Origin of the sequence: Streptomyces sp. NBC_01669 (genome assembly GCF_026339735.1) — a bacterium.
In the GTDB taxonomy this organism is placed as follows: domain Bacteria; phylum Actinomycetota; class Actinomycetes; order Streptomycetales; family Streptomycetaceae; genus Streptomyces; species Streptomyces yanii.
In genome coordinates this window covers 6,179,129-6,195,648 of sequence record NZ_JAPEQG010000001.1, presented here as the reverse complement: position 1 = coordinate 6,195,648, position 16,520 = coordinate 6,179,129, and the positions used below count along the sequence as shown (strand labels likewise).

Annotated in this window: 12 protein-coding genes; 7 read left to right on the top strand and 5 right to left on the bottom strand. The window is 70.2% G+C overall.

Annotated features, from left to right (window positions below; genetic code table 11):
• Position 1 precedes the first annotated feature (1 nt).
• The 4 genes from nirB to OG972_RS27695 all read left to right on the top strand — a co-directional run bounded on the left by nirB (position 2) and on the right by OG972_RS27695 (position 5,215).
• Positions 2-2,590: a nitrite reductase large subunit NirB gene (nirB, locus tag OG972_RS27710; protein WP_266985908.1), complete on the top strand. Its 2,589-nt coding sequence runs from the start codon at positions 2-4 to the stop codon at positions 2,588-2,590.
• A complete protein-coding gene (nirD, locus tag OG972_RS27705) occupies positions 2,587-2,946 on the top strand; it encodes a nitrite reductase small subunit NirD (protein WP_266985906.1) in 360 nt (119 codons plus the stop codon). The genes nirB and nirD overlap by 4 nt, the downstream gene beginning before the upstream one ends.
• A gap of 137 nt (positions 2,947-3,083) precedes the next feature.
• Positions 3,084-4,250: an alkaline phosphatase PhoX gene (locus OG972_RS27700; protein ID WP_266985904.1), complete on the top strand. Its 1,167-nt coding sequence runs from the start codon at positions 3,084-3,086 to the stop codon at positions 4,248-4,250.
• A gap of 35 nt (positions 4,251-4,285) precedes the next feature.
• Entirely contained in the window at positions 4,286-5,215 is a 930-nt protein-coding gene (locus OG972_RS27695) for an oxidoreductase (protein WP_266985903.1), read from the top strand.
• A gap of 21 nt (positions 5,216-5,236) precedes the next feature.
• Here the strand turns inward: OG972_RS27695 and OG972_RS27690 are convergent, their stop codons facing one another.
• Positions 5,237-5,647: a VOC family protein gene (locus OG972_RS27690; protein WP_266985902.1), complete on the bottom strand. Its 411-nt coding sequence runs from the start codon at positions 5,645-5,647 to the stop codon at positions 5,237-5,239.
• Between the two features lie 123 nt (positions 5,648-5,770).
• On the opposite strand from OG972_RS27690, the gene OG972_RS27685 reads away from it, so the two are divergent.
• A complete protein-coding gene (locus OG972_RS27685) occupies positions 5,771-6,382 on the top strand; it encodes a DUF4287 domain-containing protein (protein ID WP_266985900.1) in 612 nt (203 codons plus the stop codon).
• On the opposite strand, the gene OG972_RS27680 is transcribed toward OG972_RS27685, so the two are convergent.
• The 3 genes from OG972_RS27680 to dusB all read right to left on the bottom strand — a co-directional run bounded on the left by OG972_RS27680 (position 6,377) and on the right by dusB (position 12,407).
• Entirely contained in the window at positions 6,377-7,474 is a 1,098-nt protein-coding gene (locus OG972_RS27680) for a helix-turn-helix transcriptional regulator (RefSeq protein ID WP_266985898.1), read from the bottom strand. The genes OG972_RS27685 and OG972_RS27680 overlap by 6 nt on opposite strands.
• A gap of 501 nt (positions 7,475-7,975) precedes the next feature.
• Positions 7,976-10,714, bottom strand: a complete 2,739-nt coding sequence (ppdK, locus tag OG972_RS27675) for a pyruvate, phosphate dikinase (RefSeq protein ID WP_266985896.1) — start codon at positions 10,712-10,714, stop codon at positions 7,976-7,978.
• Positions 10,715-11,258: 544 nt separating this feature from the next.
• Positions 11,259-12,407, bottom strand: coding sequence for a tRNA dihydrouridine synthase DusB (dusB, locus tag OG972_RS27670; RefSeq protein ID WP_266985894.1), 1,149 nt, complete (start codon positions 12,405-12,407; stop codon positions 11,259-11,261).
• Between the two features lie 101 nt (positions 12,408-12,508).
• Here dusB and OG972_RS27665 point away from each other — a divergent pair, with 101 nt between their 5' ends.
• The gene (locus OG972_RS27665) at positions 12,509-13,993 is read left to right on the top strand and encodes an MFS transporter (protein ID WP_266985892.1); all 1,485 of its coding nucleotides are present in this window, start codon (positions 12,509-12,511) and stop codon (positions 13,991-13,993) included.
• On the opposite strand, the gene OG972_RS27660 is transcribed toward OG972_RS27665, so the two are convergent.
• Positions 13,966-14,856, bottom strand: coding sequence for a helix-turn-helix domain-containing protein (locus OG972_RS27660; RefSeq protein WP_266985890.1), 891 nt, complete (start codon positions 14,854-14,856; stop codon positions 13,966-13,968). The genes OG972_RS27665 and OG972_RS27660 overlap by 28 nt on opposite strands.
• 80 nt (positions 14,857-14,936) lie before the next feature.
• Between OG972_RS27660 and OG972_RS27655 the strand changes: the two genes are divergently transcribed.
• Positions 14,937-16,427 (top strand): MFS transporter, encoded by a 1,491-nt coding sequence (locus OG972_RS27655; protein ID WP_266985888.1) that lies wholly within the window; start codon positions 14,937-14,939, stop codon positions 16,425-16,427.
• Positions 16,428-16,520 lie beyond the last annotated feature (93 nt).

The following is a 16,520-nucleotide window of genomic DNA, read 5'->3' as shown; positions in this document are numbered from 1 at the left end:
GATGCCGGTGTCCACTCCCCCGACCGACCGTACCTCCGCCCTCCCGACCATCGTGGTCGTCGGACACGGCATGGTCGGCCAGCGGTTCCTGGAGGCGCTCGCCGAGCGCGGTCTGACCGCGGCCGCGGGCACGGCCAGGGTCGTCGTGCTCTGCGAGGAGCCGCGCGCCGCCTACGACCGGGTCCAGCTGACCTCGTACTTCGCCGGGAGGACCCCGGACGATCTGTCGCTCGTCGAGCCCGGCTTCATGGAGCGGCACGGCTTCGAGCTGCACCTCGGCAACCCTGCCGAGTCCCTCGACCGCGAGGCCCGCACGGTCACCGCGCGCTCCGGGGAGACGTTCGCGTACGACACGCTGGTGCTGGCCACCGGCTCGTACCCGTTCGTCCCGCCGGTCCCCGGCAAGGACGCCGAGGGCTGCTTCGTCTACCGCACCATCGAGGACCTTCTCGCGATCGAGGAGTACGCGAGGACGGCGACGACCGGCGCGGTCGTCGGCGGCGGGCTGCTCGGGCTGGAGGCGGCGGGCGCGCTGAAGGGGCTCGGGCTCGACACACACGTCGTGGAGTTCGCGCCCCGGCTGATGCCGGTGCAGGTCGACGAGGGCGGGGGCGCGGCGCTGCTGCGCACGATCGAGTCCATGGGTCTCACCGTGCACACGGGCGTCGGCACGCAGGAGGTCACCGCGGGCGAGGACGGCACGGTGAACGGCATGTCGCTCTCCGACGGTTCGTCGCTCGCCACCGACCTGGTGGTCTTCTCGGCGGGGGTACGCCCCCGGGACCAGCTGGCCCGCGACTGCGGTCTGGCGGTCGGGCAGCGCGGCGGCATCATCGTCGACGAGGAGTGCCGCACCTCGGACCCTGCGGTCTTCGCGATCGGCGAGTGCGCGCTGGCCTCGGACGGCCGGGTGTACGGGCTCGTCGCGCCCGGGTACGAGATGGCGCAGACGGTCGCCGAGGTGATCGCGGGCAAGGAGGCGGCGTTCACCGGCGCCGATCTGTCGACGAAGCTGAAGCTGCTCGGGGTGGACGTGGCGTCGTTCGGCGACGCGCACGGCACGGCCGAGGGCTGCCTCGACGTGGTGTACGCCGACTCCCGCTCCGGCGTCTACAAGAAGCTGGTGATCGGCCGGGACGGCACGCTGCTCGGCGGGGTACTGGTCGGGGACGCCGATCAGTACGGGACGCTGCGGCCGATGACCGGTACGGTCCTGCCCGTCGCCCCCGAGCAGCTCGTGCTGCCGGCCGGTGCGGGCGGCCCGGTCACCCTCGGCCCGTCCGCGCTGCCGGACGATGCGGTGATCTGCTCCTGCCACAACGTGACCAAGGGGGCGATCTGCGAGCACACCACGCTGCCCGAGGTGAAGAAGTGCACCAAGGCCGGTACCGGCTGCGGCAGTTGCGTGAAGGTGATCGGTCAACTGCTGCCGCAGAGCCAGGACAAGGGTCTGTGCGGCTGCTTCTCGTACACCAGGAGCGAGCTGTACGAGATCGTCCGCACCCTCCGCATCACCTCGTACGCCGAACTGCTCGACTCGCACGGTCGGGAGGCGGCGCGCGGCGGGGACGGCTGTGAGATCTGCAAGCCGACGGTCGGTTCGATCATCGCCTCGCTCGCGCCGACGCTCGGCGCGAGCGGATATGTGCTGGACGGCGAGCAGGCGGCCCTGCAGGACACCAACGACCACTTCCTGGCCAACCTCCAGCGCAACGGCTCGTACTCGATCGTGCCGCGCATCCCCGGGGGTGAGATCACCCCGGAGAAGCTGATCGTGATCGGTGAGGTCGCCCGCGACTTCGGCCTCTACACGAAGATCACCGGGGGCCAGCGGATCGACATGTTCGGCGCCCGCGTCGACCAGCTGCCGCTGATCTGGACGCGTCTGGTGGACGCCGGGTTCGAGTCCGGGCACGCGTACGGAAAATCACTGCGGACGGTCAAGTCCTGCGTGGGACAGACCTGGTGCCGGTACGGCGTGCAGGACTCGGTGAAGATGGCCATCGACCTGGAACTGCGCTACCGCGGGCTGCGCTCGCCGCACAAGCTGAAGTCGGCGGTCTCCGGCTGCGCCCGGGAGTGCGCGGAGGCCCGCGGCAAGGACTTCGGGATCATCGCCACTGCCAACGGCTGGAACCTGTATGTCGGCGGCAACGGCGGTGCCGAACCGCGCCACGCGGACCTGCTCGCCCAGGACCTCTCCGACGCCGAACTGGTGCGCCTCATCGACCGGTTCCTGATGTTCTACATCCGTACCGCCGACCGCCTGGAACGCACCTCGACCTGGCTGGACCGCATCGAGGGCGGCCTGGACCACGTACGCGACGTCGTCGTCCACGACTCTCTGGGGCTCTGCGAGGAGCTGGAGCGGCTGATGGCCGACCATGTCGCCGGCTACCGCGACGAATGGGCCGAGACCATCAACGACCCGGACCGGCTGCGCCGGTTCGTCACCTTCGTCAACGCGCCCGACGCACCCGACCCGTCGGTGCGGTTCGTTCCCGAACGCGACCAGGTCAAGCCCGACCTGGACATCCTCGCCGGACCGGTGCTCGCCGTCCGTACTCTCGAAGGGACCTCTTCCCGATGACCGCACCGACGATGGAGACGACGCAGCAGACCCCCGTGGTCCAGCTCGCCGACGGGAACGACTGGTTCACGGTCTGCGCGCTGTCGCGGCTGACCCCCGGGCGCGGCGTCGCCGCGCTCCTCCCGGACGGCCGCCAGGTCGCACTCTTCGTGGACCGGGCAGGGCGTGCGTACGCGATCGACAACCGCGACCCGTTCACGGGGGCGTACGTCCTCTCACGCGGCCTGGTCGGGTCCGTCGAGGGGCGCCCCTTCGTCGCCTCGCCACTGCTGAAGCAGCGCTTCGACCTGGCGACGGGTGCCTGCCTGGACGACGACGAGGTGTCGGTCCCGGTCCACGCGGTACGCGCCGCCTGACGGCGAACGATAGGGCCGCCGCCGCAGACCATTCACCGGCTGTTGACGCTCCGTCAAACACCGCCCCCTAGGTTCCTGACGCGCGACCCGCCGGGCCAACCGGACCGGCGGGCCCTCACGTCACCAGTGGAGTGATCGTGGAACGTCGGACCTTCTTGCGCACAGCGGTGGTCGGCAGCTCGGCGGCGGCCTTCGGCGGAACGCTCTGGCGCGGCGCCGCGTATGCCGCACCCGCCCAGCCCGGCACCGGACCCTACGGGGCACTGCAGGCGGCGAACGCCAACGGCATTGCGCTGCCCGCCGGTTTCACCAGCCGCATCGTCGCGCGCTCCGGGCAGAGCGTCCCGGGCACCTCGTACACCTGGCACAGCGCCCCCGACGGCGGTGCGGTCTTCGCCGACGGCAGCGGCTGGATCTACGTCTCCAACTCCGAGGTGTCATCGGGCAGCGGCGGCGGCGCGAGTGCCGTGCGTTTCGACTCGGCCGGGAACGTCACCTCGGCGTCCCGCATCCTGTCCGGCACCAACAACAACTGCGCGGGCGGCCGGACCCCGTGGAACACCTGGCTGTCCTGCGAGGAGGTCACCCGCGGCTTCGTGTACGAGACCGACCCGTGGGGGGTCAATGCCGCCGTGCAACGCCCCGCGCTGGGCCGGTTCAAGCACGAGGCGGCGGCCGCGGACCCCGACCACGGATACATCTACCTCACCGAGGACGAGACCGACGGCCGGTTCTACCGCTTCCGCCCCACCACCTGGGGCAACCTCGCGAGCGGCACCCTCGAGGTACTCGTGGCGGGTACCGCCACCAGCGGCCCGGTGACCTGGGCGGCCGTCCCCGACCCGGACGGCTCCCCCACCCAGACCCGCTACCAGGTCTCCGGGGCCAAGGTCTTCAACGGCGGTGAGGGCTGCTTCTACGCGGCGGGCACCTGCTGGTTCACCACCAAGGGCGACAACCGGGTGTGGGCGTACGACGCCAATGCCTCGTCGATCTCGCTCGTCTACGACGACTCCCTGGTCACCGGCGGCACCGCCCCGTTGACCGGCGTCGACAACGTCACCCGTTCGGGCTCGGGGGACCTCTTTGTCGCCGAGGACGGCGGGAACATGGAGATCTGCCTGATCACCCCGGACGGCACCGTCGCCCCGTTCCTCCGGATCAGCGGCCAGTCCGGCTCCGAGATCACCGGACCGGCGTTCTCGCCGGACGGCACCCGGCTCTACTTCTCCTCGCAGCGCGGCACCAGCGGCAGTTCATCCGGCGGCATCACGTACGAGGTGAAGGGGCCGTTCCGCAGCTGATTCCGGCCGTGGGGCTCCGGTCGTACGCTTGATCCATGACCCAGGGCTGGAACGCGAGCGACATCCCCGACCAGAGCGGCCGTACGGCCGTGGTCACCGGAGCCAACAGCGGTATCGGACTCGTCACGGCACGCGAACTGGCGCGCAGCGGTGCGCGGGTGCTGCTCGCGTGCCGTGACGAGACCCGCGGCAAGGAGGCCGAGTCACGCATCCGGGCGGCCGTGCCGGGCGCGGAGGTGGAGTTCGCACCGCTGGATCTGGCCGACCTCTCCTCCGTGCGGGAGTTCGCCGCTTCGTACCGGTCCGACCGGCTGGATCTGCTGATCAACAACGCCGGTGTGATGGCCCTGCCGTACCGGAAGACGGCCGACGGTTTCGAGACCCAGTTCGGCGTCAACCACCTCGGGCACTTCGCTCTCACCGGTCTGCTGCTGCCGAAGCTCCTCAACACCCCGGGCGCCCGGGTGGTGAGCGTGTCGAGCGGGATGCACGCCCTGTCCAACATCGACATGGGCGATCTCAACAGCGAGCGGAACTATCGGCGTTGGATCGCCTACGGCCGCTCGAAGACCGCCAATCTGCTCTTCGTCCATGAGCTGGCGCGCCGGCTCTCCGCGGCCGGCTCCGACGTCGTCGCCGCGGCCGCGCACCCCGGATACGCGGCGACCAATCTGCAGACGGCGGGCGTCAGGATGGAGAACCGCAGGACCGCGGAACGGGTGGTCGGACTCGGCAACCGGATCCTCGCCCAGCCCGCGTCCTCCGGTGCGCTGCCGACGCTGTACGCGGCCACCGCGCCCGGGGTTCGCCCCGACTCGTTCACCGGCCCGAAGCTGCTGGGCTGGCGGGGTGCGCCCGCCCCGTCCTGGCGGACGGGCTGGACGCGGAACGATGTGGCGAGCGAACGCCTGTGGGTGGCGTCCGAGCAGCTCACCGGGGTGACCTGGCCGGGCCTCGCCCCCTGAGGCCCGGGGTGTTCCGACGCGTCAGCCCTGCCCCTGGACGGCGGCCGGGTCCATCCACATGACCTCCCAGATGTGGTGGTCCGGGTCCTGGAAGGACCGGCCGTACATGAACCCGTGATCGATGGGCTCGTTGGCGGGCGAACCGCCGGAGGCAAGCGCCGTATCGACCAGCTCGTCGACCTTCTCGCGGCTCTCGGCGCTCAGCGCGATGATCACCTCGGTGGACTTCGACGCGTCCGCGACCTCCTTCTTGGTGAACTCCCTGAAGCGGGGCTCGGTGAGGAGCATGGCGAAGATCGTGTCACTGATGACGAGACACGCGGTGTTCTCGTCACTGAACTGCGGGTTGCAGGAGAAGCCGAGCTTGGCGAAGAAGCCCTTCGTCGTCTCAAGGTCCTTGACCGGCAGGTTCACGAAGATCATCTGGTTCATGTCCACTCTTCTCTGCTCATCGGTGGCGCCTCCTTCGAGCGCTTCCGAGGGGTAGACGGCGGGCCGCCGCCGAACTCATCGCGGACGGCGAAAAAATCTTCCGGGCCTCCTATCGTCGGAGCCATGAACGTATCGAAGGACGGAGTAGGCAGCGGATCGACCGGCCGACGGATCACCGAGAAGCTGTCGGCCGACGCGCTCCGGGAACGGACCGGCCGGGACTGGGACGACTGGTTCTCCGTACTCGACGCCTGGGACGCGACCCGGCACACCCACACCGAGATCGCCGCCCATCTGCGTACGGAGCACGGTATGGACGGCTGGTACGCCCAGTCGGTCACCGTCGGATACGAGCAGGAGCGCGGGCTGCGCCAGGTCGGGCAGGCCTCCACCGGCGACTGGCGGACCTCGGCCAGTCGTACGGTCGCGGCTCCGGCGGAACGTGTACTGGCGGCGTTCACCGATCCGGCGCTGCGCGGCGACTGGCTCCCCGACGCCGGACTGATCCTGCGCACACACCGCCCGGCCAGGTCCCTGAGCGCGGACTTCGCAGACTCCGGGGCGGCGACGGGACGGCTCTCGGTGCGGGTGACGGCGCTGCCGGACGGACGGACCCAGCTGGGTCTCGCCCACGAGAAGCTCGCGGGCGCCGAGGCCGTCGCCACGTACCGGGCGTTCTGGAAGGACCGGCTGAACGCCCTCAAGGCACTGCTGGAGCAATCCGGCCCGTCATGACAGCGCGAGCGGCGCGCCGCCCCGCAGGAGCGAGCCGCCGAGCGGTGTCAGCGTGTGCAGGACCGAACTGCCGTGCCGCAGGGTGAGCACGAGCCCCGCCTCGCGCAGTACGCAGGCATGCTGGCTCGCCGAGGCCAGGGACACCCCGGCCCGGCGGGCGAGCTCGCTGGTGGTGCAGCCGTTGCCGATGGCCTGGAGGACGGTGGACCGGGTGTTGCCGAGGAGCCGTCCCAGCCAGGGGCCCGGACCGGGGTCGGCGAAGACCGGGGCGGCGGAGTGGGTGACCGGGTAGACGAGCACCGGCGGCAGCTTCGGGTCGCGGTAGACGACCGGGGTGGAGCGGCAGAAGAACGACGGCTGGAGCAGCAGTCCCCGCCCGTCCAGGTGCAGGTCCCGGTCGACGGGATAGTCAGCCTCCAGCACCGGGGCCCGCCAGCGGATCATGGACGGCAGGGAGGCGAGCAGCTCGTCTGCGCCGCCGTCGAGGAGGGCTCGGCCGCGGATGGCACGGTCGGCCTCGATGCTGGCCTGGATATGCGGCCAGTACGGTTCGACGGCGGCGCGGTGGTAGCTGCGCAGGTCGACGATGAGCCGCCCGAGAGGTTCGGCGCGCCCCTCGGAGAGCGCGTCCAGCCGCAGGGGCGGCACGGGCCGTCCCTCGCCGGGGCGCCCGCCCACGGGCCGCACCCCACCGGCACGTAACCCGCCGCGGCCGCCGGGCCGCCCGCCCAGTGGCGCCGGCCGCCCCGGCTCGTGGCGGCCGGTGCGCAGCAGGGCCAGCTCGGCATGGAGCCGCTCGGGCGGGGTTCCGCGCAGCGCCTCTATTCCTGCGTCGAGGCCGTACGGCTCGCCGGCCGCCCGGGAGGGCGTCAGGAAGTCCGGGAAATAGCCGCGGGGCGGCACCAGGGCGGCCAGCAGGCGTGTCTCACCATTCAACCGGGGCCGGGTTTCCGTCCGCCATTTCCCGAAGACGGTGGAAGCGCGCCGGTCCCTCAGCCGATGAAAACTCAGAATGGTTTCCCACAATGCGTCCGGCCGTGTGGCCATGCGCACCTTGGAAAGGTCCATTCCGGACACATGAATACGCAGCACCGAACCCCCACTTGTTGCATCCGCAATTCCCCCTGCTCAAGAGTATGTGAGCCGTCACAGGACGTCACCACGGGGTTTCGGCCAGAGGTGAAACGTCTCGCCCCGACCCACCGTCACCCGAAAGGCTGTACGGCGTCGGGTGCGAAACCTGAGCCGACCGGAAGAGCGAGTGAAGGCCGTGGGGGGTTTGCTCGTTCGGCGGCGGTCGGTGAACGGTGCGGCTCCGTGCCCGACGGGGGTAAGCCGGGTGCGGCCCATGGATGGGGATCCATGGGCCGCACCCCGGTCCGTTCACCGTGTATATCTTTGCGTATTGAACGAAGCAATGGGTGCGGCAATCGACGAAAGCGCTTGCGCGTTCCTTTTGTCTCCGTCCGGGATACGGACATGGCGAAGCGGCGGCACCCCGCACAGGGTGCCGCCGCTTCAGGGTGGTCCGGAGCCGTTGTCGACCAGTTGAGGGTTTACGTGAGCCGACAGCCCCGGAGTCCGGGGATCAGGTCAGCGGCTGTCGCTGCCCTTCGCCTCTGCCGCGGCGCGGCCCGCCTCCAGGCGGGCGACCGGGATCCGGAACGGCGAGCAGGAGACGTAGTCGAGGCCCACCTCGTGGAAGAAGTGCACCGACTCCGGGTCACCGCCGTGCTCGCCGCAGACACCGAGCTTCAGGTCCGGGCGGGTGGCCCGGCCGGCCGCGACGGCGCTGCGGACCAGCGAACCGACGCCGTCCTTGTCGATCGTCTCGAACGGCGACACCCCGAAGATGCCCTTCTCCAGGTACGCGGTGAAGAACGAGGCCTCCACGTCGTCGCGGGAGAAGCCCCACACCGTCTGGGTCAGGTCGTTCGTGCCGAAGGAGAAGAACTGCGCGGCCTCGGCGATCTGACCGGCGGTCAGCGCGGCGCGCGGCAGCTCGATCATCGTGCCGATGGTCAGCTTCAGCTTGGTGCCGGTGGCCGCCTCGACCTCGGCGATGACCTGGTCGGCCTCCTCGCGGACGATCTCCAGCTCCTGGACCGTGCCGACGAGCGGAATCATGATCTCGGCGCGCGGGTCGCCCTTGGCGTTCTTGCGGTGGGCGGCCGCCTCGGCGATCGCCCGCACCTGCATCGCGAACAGACCGGGGATGACCAGCCCGAGCCGCACGCCGCGCAGACCGAGCATCGGGTTCTGCTCGTGCAGCTTGTGCACGGCCTGGAGAAGCCGCAGATCGTTCTCGTTCGCGTCCTTGCGGGACTCGGCGAGCGCGACCCGTACCGACAGCTCGGTGATGTCGGGCAGGAACTCGTGCAGCGGCGGGTCGAGCAGTCGCACGGTGACGGGCAGCCCGTCCATCGACTCGAACAGCTCGATGAAGTCGGCCTTCTGGAGCGGCAGCAGCGCGGCGAGCGCGGCCTCGCGCTCGTCGTCGGTGTCCGCGAGGATCAGCTTCTCGACCATCTCGCGGCGCTCGCCGAGGAACATGTGCTCGGTGCGGCACAGGCCGATGCCCTGGGCACCGAAGCGCCGCGCCCGCAGCGCGTCCTCGGCGTTGTCCGCGTTGGCCCGCACCCGCAGCCGGCGCACCCGGTCCGCGTACGCCATGATCCGGTGCACGGCTGCGACCAGCTCGTCGGCGTCGTCGGCGCCCGCGTGCATCCGGCCCTCGAAGTACTCGACGACCGGGGACGGGACGACGGGGACCTCACCGAGGTACACCTTGCCGGTGGAGCCGTCGACCGAGACGATATCGCCCTCCTCGACGACGGTCCCGCCGACGGTCAGCCGGCGCCGCTTGGTGTCGACCTCGATCTCCTCGGCGCCGCAGACGCAGGTCTTGCCCATGCCACGGGCGACGACGGCGGCGTGCGAGGTCTTGCCGCCGCGCGAGGTCAGGATGCCCTCGGCGGCGATCATGCCGTCGAGGTCGTCGGGGTTGGTCTCGCGGCGGATCAGGATGACCTTCTCGCCCGACCGGGACCACTTGACCGCGGTGTACGAGTCGAAGACCGCCTTGCCGACCGCGGCGCCCGGAGACGCGGCGATGCCACGGCCGAGCAGCACCGTCTTCGCGTCCTCGTCGAAGCGCGGGAACATCAGCTGCGCCAGCTGTGCCCCGTTGACGCGCTGGAGCGCCTCCGCCTCATCGATGAGCCCCTGGTCGACGAGCTGCGTCGCGATCCGGAACGCGGCACCGGCGGTGCGCTTGCCGACCCGGGTCTGAAGCATCCACAGCTGGCCGCGCTCGATGGTGAACTCGATGTCGCACAGGTCCTTGTAGTGCGTTTCGAGGGTCTGCATGATCTGCATCAGCTGGTCGTACGACTTCTTGTCGATCGACTCCAGATCGGCGAGCGGCACGGTGTTGCGGATGCCCGCGACGACGTCCTCGCCCTGTGCGTTCTGCAGGTAGTCGCCGTACACGCCCGCGTGGCCGCTGGCCGGGTCGCGGGTGAAGGCGACGCCCGTACCGGAGTCGGGACCGAGGTTGCCGAAGACCATCGAACAGACGTTGACGGCCGTGCCGAGGTCGCCGGGGATGCGCTCCTGGCGACGGTAGAGCTTGGCGCGGTCGGTGTTCCACGAGTCGAAGACGGCCTTTATGGCCAGGTCCATCTGCTCGCGCGGGTCCTGCGGGAAGTCACGCCCGGCGTCGCGCGTGACGATCTTCTTGAACTGCTTGACCAGCTTCTTCAGGTCGGCCGCGTCGAGATCCACGTCGACGGTGACGCCCTTGGCCTCCTTCGCGGCCTCCAGCGCCTCCTCGAAGAGGTCGCCGTCGACACCGAGGACGGTCTTGCCGAACATCTGGATCAGGCGGCGGTACGAGTCCCACGCGAACCGCTCGTCGCCGGCCTGGGCGGTGAGACCGACGACGGACTCGTCGGAGAGACCGATGTTGAGAACCGTGTCCATCATGCCGGGCATCGAGAACTTCGCGCCGGAGCGGACGGAGACCAGCAGCGGGTCGTCGGCCTGGCCCAGCTTCTTGCCCATCCGCTCCTCCAGGGCGGCGAGGTGCGCACTCACCTCGTCGCGGAGCGCCGTCGGCTCCTCGCCACTGTCGAGGTAGACCTTGCACGCCTCGGTGGTGATCGTGAAGCCCGGAGGGACGGGCAACCCGAGGTTCGTCATCTCGGCGAGGTTGGCACCCTTGCCGCCGAGCAGGTCCTTCAGATCCTTGTTGCCCTCGGTGAAGTCATAAACGAACTTCTGACCCAGGAGCTCCGGCGTGGGTACGTGAGGATCTTTGTTTTCCGACACGGGTCTCGACTCCTAGAGGACTCGGGTGGCTGCCCTGACGGCGAGGAACATACCCAGATCGAAGGTGTCTGGGTACGTCCACTTGCGCGTCATGCGGCCTTAACCACTCGTCCGCCAGTAGATCGAAAGTTTCGTTCCGGACTCGCAGGAGAGGCCATTCATTCACTTCTTGAATACATCACTACTCGCAGCTCCCAAGATCGCGAGAATTGTGCACGGTACGTAGTGGATGCGTCGATCGATCAAAGTAAAGTCGGGTGGCACCGAGTGCCACCATTTGAGAAGTGCAGTTCCCAAAAACCCGCTCATCTGAGCAATGAACCCCTCAGGGGTGGCGAGAATCACGCCCCGACAGGCGCTCAGATGTCACTATCCGGACACCCCCGAGGGCACGTATGGTCACGCGCCGACCGCAAGGGGTGAAAGAAGTGCGGACGAGGCATCTCCATCGCACGCCACGGCGCCCCGCACCATCCCGTCCACCCTCGATTCACCCCAGATTGACGCTCAGATGAGCGGGAGTGAATCAAGGGCACCGGGTGCCTCAGCCGCCCGAGGTGTCGAGCTCGGCTTCCGCGCTCACGCCCGAGCAGTCGTAGGGGTCCTTCAGCCAGCCGTCCGGCAGCACCACACGGTTGTTGCCGGACGTGCGCCCGCGCGGCCCGTCCGCCCCGTCCGGCCAGGCCTGGTCGAGGTCGAGTTCGTGCAGCTGCGCACCCAGCTCGTCCAGCGACGAGGTGATCGCCAGCTTCTTGCGCATCTCCGAGCCGACCGAGAAGCCCTTGAGGTACCAGGCCACATGCTTACGGAAGTCGATCACGCCACGGGTCTCGTCGCCGATCCACTCCCCCAGGAGCGTCGCGTGCCGCAGCATCACCGTCGCGACCTCCCGGAGCGTCGGCGCCTGCCTCGCCTCCGTCCCCTCGAAGGCACTCACCAGGTCACCGAAGAGCCACGGGCGTCCGAGGCAGCCGCGGCCCACGACCACGCCGTCACAGCCGGTCTCGCGCATCATCCGGCGGGCGTCGTCCGCACACCAGATGTCGCCGTTGCCGAGGACCGGGATCTCCGGGACGTGCTCCTTGAGGCGGGCGATCGCGTCCCAGTCGGCGGTGCCGCCGTAGTGCTGGGCGGCGGTCCTGCCGTGCAGGGCGACGGCCGTGACACCCTCCTCCACCGCTATCCGGCCCGCGTCGAGGTAGGTGAGGTGGTCGTCGTTGATCCCCTTGCGCATCTTGATGGTGACCGGCAGGTCGCCCGCGTTGGAGACGGCCTCGTTGAGGATCGCGCGCAGCAGGGGCCGCTTGAACGGGAGCGCCGAGCCGCCGCCCTTGCGGGTCACCTTGGGAACCGGGCAGCCGAAGTTCAGGTCGATGTGGTCGGCGAGATTCTCGTCGACGATCATGCGGACGGCCTTGCCGACCGTGACCGGGTCCACTCCGTACAGCTGGATCGAGCGCGGGGTCTCGCTCGCATCGAAGTGGATGAGCTGCATGGTCTTCTCGTTGCGCTCGACCAGCGCCCGCGTCGTGATCATCTCGCTGACGAACAGCCCCTTGCCGCCGGAGAACTCCCGGCACAGGGTGCGGAACGGGGCGTTGGTGATACCGGCCATGGGAGCGAGCACCACCGGCGGCTGCACCGTGTGCGGGCCGATCCGGAGCTGCGGGAGCGAGGGGGCGAGCGTGGTCATTGCTCCATTGTCGCGTACGGCGCGACCGTCTCCGGCGGGCGCCGGGGCGAGAGGCGGGCAACCATGCGGTGACAGTCGTTAGTTAGCCGTACTATCCATGTATGCCCGAGCTCAGCCACCACCGACGGCAACTCGTACTGGCGATCTGCTGCCTGAGTCTGCTGATCGTCAGTCTCGACAGCACCGTCCTCAACGTCGCCCTGCCCTCCATGCAGCACGAACTGCACGCCACCGTCGCCGGCCTGCAGTGGACGATCGACGCGTACACCCTCGTCCTCGCCTCACTGCTGATGCTGGCGGGCTCCACCGCCGACCGGATCGGACGGCGGAAGGTCTTCAAGGCCGGGCTGGTCCTGTTCACCCTCGGTTCGGTGCTCTGCTCCGTCGCTCCGAACCTGGAGTCACTCGTCGCGTTCCGGATGGTGCAGGCGGTCGGCGGCTCGATGCTCACCCCCGTCGCGATGTCGATCATCACCAACACCTTCACCGACCCGCGCGAGCGCGCCCGCGCCATCGGCGTCTGGGGCGGAGTCGTCGGCATCTCGATGGCGGCGGGACCGCTGGTCGGCGGTCTGCTGGTTGACTCGGTCGGCTGGCGGTCGATCTTCTGGATCAATCTGCCGGTGGGTCTCGCCGCGCTGCTGCTCACCTGGCGCTACGTCCCGGAGTCCCGCGCCCCGAAGCCGCGCCGCCCCGACCCCGTGGGTCAGCTGCTGGTGATCGCCCTGCTCGGTTCACTGACGTACGCGATCATCGAGGCGCCCTCCGTGGGCTGGGCCTCGCCGCGGATCCTGGTCTTCGCCGCGCTCGCCATGTGCGCCCTGGCCGGGCTGCTGGTGTACGAGCCCAGGCGCGCCGAGCCCCTCATCGATCTGCGGTTCTTCCACAGCGCCCCGTTCAGCGGCGCCACCGCCATCGCGGTCAGCGCGTTCGCCGCGCTGAGCGGTTTCCTCTTCCTCAACACGCTCTACCTGCAGAACGTGCGCGGCCTGACCGCCCTGCACGCCGGCCTGTACATGCTGCCGATGGCGGCCCTGACCTTTGTCTGCGCCCCGCTGTCCGGGCGGCTCGTCGGCAGCCGGGGGCCGCGGCTCCCCCTGCTCGTGGCGGGCGCGGCCATGACGGCGTGCGGGCTGCTGTTCGCGGCGTTCGACGCGGAGACCCAGAACGTGCTGCTGTTCACCGGCTACGTGCTCTTCGGCCTCGGCTTCGGCATGGTGAACGCGCCGATCACCAACACCGCCGTCTCCGGGATGCCGCGCTCGCAGGCCGGGGTCGCGGCGGCAGTCGCCTCGACCAGTCGACAGATCGGCGGGACGCTGGGCGTCGCCGTGATCGGTGCGGTGCTGGCGGCGGGCGTGACGGGCACCGGTTCCCCGCGCGGCGCCGCGTACGCCACCGCCTTCGTGGACGCGAGCAAGCCCGCTTGGTGGATCATCACCGGCTGCGGGGTGTGCGTCCTCCTCGTCGGCGCGCTGACCAGCGGGCGCTGGGCACGGGAGACCGCCCGCCGGACCGCGGAGCGGCTGGAGGCACCCGCGCCCGCCGGCACCGGGGGTCAGGCCTCGGCGAGCTCCAGGGCGTGAAGCCGCCGCAGCCGCTCGCGGGACTCCTCGTCGGCGGGGGCGTACGTCACCATGCGCGGACCGGTCGACGGGCCGAGCCAGAGGTCGGTGTGGTCCAGGCGCAGCAGTCCGACGTGGGTGTTGCGGAAGAGTTTGGTCCGGCCGCCCGGGCCGACCACCTCGTGGCGCGCCCAGATCTCCCGGAACTCGGCCGAGGCCGCCTCCAGCCGACCGAGGAGGGCCTTCCAGGCGGGCTCCGCCAGATGCTCCGCCATCGCTCCGCGGAACTTGGCGGCCATCACCCGGTTCATCTCCGGGAGGTCGACGACGGCGGAGCGCCAGTCCGGGTTGGTGTAGGAGAGGATCATGCAGTTGCGGTCCTCGGGGGCGACGGCGTCCATGTCGCAGAGCAGCCGCCCGTAGGTCCGGTTGTACGCGAGGATGTCGTACCGGCTGTTCTGGATGCAGGCCGGGATCGGGTCCAGCTGCCACAGCATCTCGCGCAGTGCCGGGGTGATGCTCGGGCAGTCCGCGTCGGGCGTCGGGTCGACGGCACCGGCCAGGGAGAAGAGATGAGTGCGCTCGCTGCGGTCGAGCAGCAGGGCGCGGGCGAGGGCGTCGAGAACCTGGGGCGAGACCTGGATGTCACGGGCCTGTTCGAGCCAGGTGTACCAGGTGACGCCGACGGCGGAGAGCTGGGCGACCTCCTCGCGTCGCAGGCCGGGGGTGCGACGGCGTCTGCCCCGGGGCAGACCGACCTGCTCGGGGGTGATCCGCTCGCGGCGGCTGCGCAGGAAGCCCGCGAGCTCGTGCCGCCGGACCTCGTTCTCCGAGACCTGGGCCTCCTCGCGCACCTGGGACAGCTCACTCGCCATCGTCGTCATGCCTCCAGCCTGCCGAACCCCGTCTTGCTCTGCCAGGTGCTGCTTGTACCAGGATAAAGACACTCTGGTACCAGGCTGAGATGAGGACGATCGTCGATGTCGTGAGTGAATCCCCTGTACGGACGCAGACATCCGCCATCTCCACCCCCGTGGTGCGGCACGACCACCCCACCCCGGTACTCGGCTCGCTCGGCCTGTTCACGGTGCTGCTCGGGGCGGCCCTGCCGCTCATCGATTTCTTCATCGTGAATGTCGCCCTGCCGACGATCGACAAGGACCTGGCCGCCGGCCCGGCGCTGCTGGAACTCGTCGTCGCGGGGTACGGACTCGCGTACGCCGTCCTGCTCGTCCTCGGTGGCCGGCTCGGCGACATGGCCGGTCGGCGCCGGCTCTTCCTGGCTGGCATGACGGCCTTCGGGCTCACCTCGCTGGCCTGCGGGCTAGCCCCGGACGCCTGGACGCTCGTCGGGGCGCGGGTCGCACAGGGCGCCTCGGCCGCGCTGATGTTGCCGCAGGTGCTCGCCACCATCCAGGCGGCCACTGCCGGACACCGGCGGGCGCGGGCGATGAGCCTGTACGGGGCGACGGCCGGGCTCTCGATGGTCGCGGGCCAGATCGTCGGCGGCGTGCTGGTCGCCGCCGCGCCGCTGTCGTCGGTGTTCGGCGAGAGCGCGGGCTGGCGCTCGGTCTTCCTGGTGAACGTGCCGGTGGTGGCGGTGGGGCTGATGCTGGCCGCACGCGCCGTACCGGAGACCCGCTCGGACCGGCCCGCGCCCGTCGACGTGCCGGGCACGCTGCTGCTCGGCGCGTCGCTGATGACGCTGCTGGCACCGCTGACGGAGGGGCGGGCCGCGGGCTGGCCGGCGTGGACGTGGATCTCGCTGGCGCTGTTCCCGTTCGCCGCATTCGCCTTCTACCGGGTCGAACAGCGGGCCGACCGGCGCGGACAGATCCCGCTGATCCCGCCGAGCCTGCTGCGACTGGACTCGCTGCGGCGTGGTCTGGCTCTGGTGCTGCCGTTCTCGCTCGGCTTCGGCGGCTTCATGTTCGTGATCGCGGTCTCGCTGCAGCAGGGGCTGCAGATGGGCCCGGCGGCCGCGGGGCTCTCGCTGGCGCCGATGGCCGCGGCCTTCTTCGTGGCGTCGCTGGCCGGTCCGCGGCTGGTCCGTCGGTTCGGCACCCGGGTCGTGACGGCGGGCGGGCTGATCCAGGGCGTGGGCGTTGCGGTGCTCGCGCTCACCGTGTGGAGCGGCTGGCCGGACCTGGGGCTGCTTCAGCTGCTGCCGGGCGTCGCGCTCGCCGGTTTCGGTCAGGGGCTGCAGCTGCCGGTCCTCTTCCGCATCGTGCTCTCCGACGTGCCGACCGAGCGGGCCGGGGTGGGCGGCGGAGTGATGACGACGACGCAGCAGGCGGCGCTGACGCTGGGCGTGGCGACACTCGGGACGCTCTTCCTCGCGCTGGTCCCCGGCTCCGGGATGCGGGACGCGCTGGCCGTGACGCTGCTGGTGCAGCTGGCGGCAGTGGCACTGACGGTGCTGCTGAGCCTGCGGCTGCCGCGCACGGTGGCGTGAGCCCGCGCACGGACGGGGCACGGGAACGGGCGTGGGCCCGGATCACCGAGGGTGATCCGGGCCCACGCGGTCCTGTCCGGCCGATCATGGTGG